The sequence below is a fragment of the Micromonospora sp. NPDC048830 genome (genome assembly GCF_043198215.1).
Taxonomy (GTDB): Bacteria; Actinomycetota; Actinomycetes; order Mycobacteriales; family Micromonosporaceae; genus Micromonospora.
Genome location: NZ_JBICUP010000116.1, coordinates 1 through 2,813 on the forward strand (window position 1 = coordinate 1; position 2,813 = coordinate 2,813).

3 protein-coding genes are annotated in these 2,813 nt (G+C 69.5%); all 3 read left to right on the forward strand.

Annotated elements, in window-relative coordinates; all coding sequences use genetic code 11:
• The first annotated feature begins 199 nt into the window (after positions 1 to 199).
• The 3 genes from istA to istB all read left to right on the forward strand — a co-directional run bounded on the left by istA (position 200) and on the right by istB (position 2,711).
• A complete protein-coding gene (istA, locus tag ACGFIZ_RS34110) occupies positions 200 to 1,681 on the forward strand; it encodes an IS21 family transposase (RefSeq protein ID WP_393427420.1) in 1,482 nt (493 codons plus the stop codon).
• On the forward strand, positions 1,678 to 1,929 hold the full coding sequence (locus ACGFIZ_RS34115) for a hypothetical protein (RefSeq protein ID WP_393427416.1): 252 nt from the start codon (positions 1,678 to 1,680) through the stop codon (positions 1,927 to 1,929). Before istA ends, ACGFIZ_RS34115 begins: the two co-directional genes overlap by 4 nt.
• A gap of 65 nt (positions 1,930 to 1,994) precedes the next feature.
• Positions 1,995 to 2,711: an IS21-like element helper ATPase IstB gene (gene istB / locus ACGFIZ_RS34120; protein ID WP_393427418.1), complete on the forward strand. Its 717-nt coding sequence runs from the start codon at positions 1,995 to 1,997 to the stop codon at positions 2,709 to 2,711.
• Positions 2,712 to 2,813: the final 102 nt, after the last annotated feature.

Consider the following 2,813-nt stretch of genomic DNA (forward strand, 5'->3'; position numbering starts at 1 on the left):
CTGCTAGCGGACGCGGAAAAATCCTTGTTGGCGGACAGTTGAGTCCCTGCTCGCGGACAGCAGAAATCCTGCTGGGCGGTCAGGTGATCTCCGTCTCGGGCACGTGAAAGTGGATCTCTCCGGCCGGTTGGCTGCTGGTTGCTGACCTTCGCAACCCACCCGGACCGGAGAGACCGTGACCAAGTCTGACAGGGAGATCATGGAAATCTTGGAGTCGTACGATGCGACTCGTTGTGCGCATTCCGCGGCGCAGTTGGCCGGGTGTGACCCGAAAACGGTGCGCCGGTACGTGGCGTTGCGCGACGCGGGCGGCGGGGATCCGCTGCTGGCCCGGACAGCGCCGCGGCCGAAGCTGATCGACGCGTTCCTGCCGAAGGTGGAAGAGCTGGTCGACGCCTCGAAGGCGAAGATCCGCGCGGACAAGGTGCATGAACGCCTGATCGCGATGGGGTTCACCGGCACTGAGCGCACTACGAGGCGGGCGGTCCGGGAGGCGAAGATCGCGTGGCGGGCCGGGCGGCGGCGCACGTATCGGCCGTGGGTGCCCGAGCCTGGGTTGTGGTTGCAGTTCGACTGGGGTGACGGGCCGCGGATCGACGGGCGGAAGACGTATCTGTTCTGTGCGTGGCTGGCCTGGTCGCGGTTCCGGGTGGTGGTCCCGGTCTTCGATCAGACGATGGGTAGCTTGATCGCCTGTCTGGACGCGACGCTGCGCCGCCTCGGGGGTGTGCCGGCGTATCTGTTGGGCGACAACGCGAAGACGGTCACCGTCGAGCACGTCGCCGGGGTCGCGGTCCGGCATCCGACCGTGGTCGCGGCGGGCCGGCATTACGGGGCGACGGTGCACTCGTGTGAGCCGTTCGACCCGGAGTCCAAGGGCGGCGTCGAGGCCACCGTGCGGGTCGCCAAGGCCGATCTGGTGCCCACCGAGACCAACCTACGCGGCGCCTACAGCACGTTCGCCGATCTCGTCGCGGCGTGTGAGCAGTGGTGTGAGCACATCAACGCCCGTATCCATCGGGAGACCGGGGCGGCGCCGGTCGACCGGCTCGCCATCGAACGGGGCCACCTGCACGTGCTGCCGGCCGACCCGCACACCGCCGCGTTGGGTGAGGAACGTCTGGTCAACGACGACCAGACAGTCCGGGTCGGGTCGGTGCGCTACTCGACGCCGCCCGGGCACGTCGGCACGAGAGTGTGGTGCCGCACCGTCGGTGAGGAACTGGTCATCGTCGCCATGACGAACACGGGCACCGCCGAGATCGCCCGACACCCACGGTCCACCCCAGGCAACCCGCGCATCCTCGACGAGCACTACCCGCACCACCCCGGCGGCAACCACCCGCGCCCACCGCGGCCACGGGCCCGCAGCAAAGCCGAGGCCGACTTCCTTTCCATCGGTGACGGCGCCCATGCGTGGCTGGTCGAGGCCGCTGCGACCGGCACCAGCCGGGTCCGGGCGAAGATGGCCCGCGCGGTCGAGTTCGCCACCATCCTCGATGCCACCCGCGTCGACCAGGCCCTCGGCCTGGCCGCCGCGGCCGGCCGGTTCGACGACGCGGACCTCGGCGCGATCCTGGACCACCTCGCCACCCGAGGCGAGCCCGGTGACCTGGTCCGCGCCGACGAAACCTACTCCGCACAGCCCGGCACCGCCTCCTGGGAGAGGTTCGGCCGATGACCGACACACCCGCCGCAACAGCCGACCAGGGTGTGGTCCTCGACCCGGACGAGGCCGCCGACCTGGCCCGCCTGCTCGACCTCATCGAGGACTGCCTCCTGCACGCCGACGACCACGCCCGAGCAGACCTGGCTGGTTTCCTCGACGGCAGCGGCCACGGATACCACGCCGCGGCCGGCCTGGCCACCCTCGTCGGACACAACGCCACGACCCTGCACCCCCGACTCCGGAAGGCCACCACCCGATGACCCGCCCCACCCCGGCCCGTTCGGCGCCGGCCCTGCCCGACGACCTCGACAAGCTCCTGCGCCGGATGCGGCTGCCCTACCTGCGCGCCGCCGCACCGGATGTCATCGCCACCGCGAAGGCTCAACGCTGGGACCCCGCCGAAGTCCTGCGCGTACTCATCCAGGAGGAGGTCATCGGCCGCGACGCCGCCACCCGAAGGATGCGCCGCAAAACCGCGAACTTCCCGACCGGCAAGACCCTGACCACCTGGCGACCCGACGACTCGTCGATCCCCGCGGCCACCCAGCAGGCCCTGGCAACTCTGGAATGGATCGGCCGGGCGGAGAACCTTGCCGTGTCCGGCCCGTCCGGCACCGGGAAATCACACTTCGTCGAAGCCCTCGCCCACGCCGCGATCGAGGCCGACCTGCGGGTGGCCTGGTTCACCCTCGAAACGCTGACCGGCACGATCAGCCGCGCCAAAGCCGACGGCTCAACCGCCCGCACCGTCACCCGGATCTGCCGCGCCGATCTGATCGTGGTCGACGACATCGGCATGCTGCCCGCCGGGCAAGACGCCGCCGAAGCGTTCTACCGCATCGTCGACGCCGCCTACGAACGCCGATCCATCGCCGTGACCAGCAACATCCACCCCTCCGGCTTCGACACCCTCATGCCCAAAACCCTCGCCACCGCCACGGTCGACAGATTGCTGCACCACGCCCACCTGATCACCACCCAAGGCGACTCCCACCGGCTGCAACAAGCCCTCGCCGGCAAAGGGGTACACGCCCTGACCTGACCACCCACACGGAGATCACCTGACCACCAGCATGGATTTCTGCTGTCCGCCCACAAGGAGAGCTCAAGGCCATCGGACAGGACTTCGTCCTGACCCTTGACA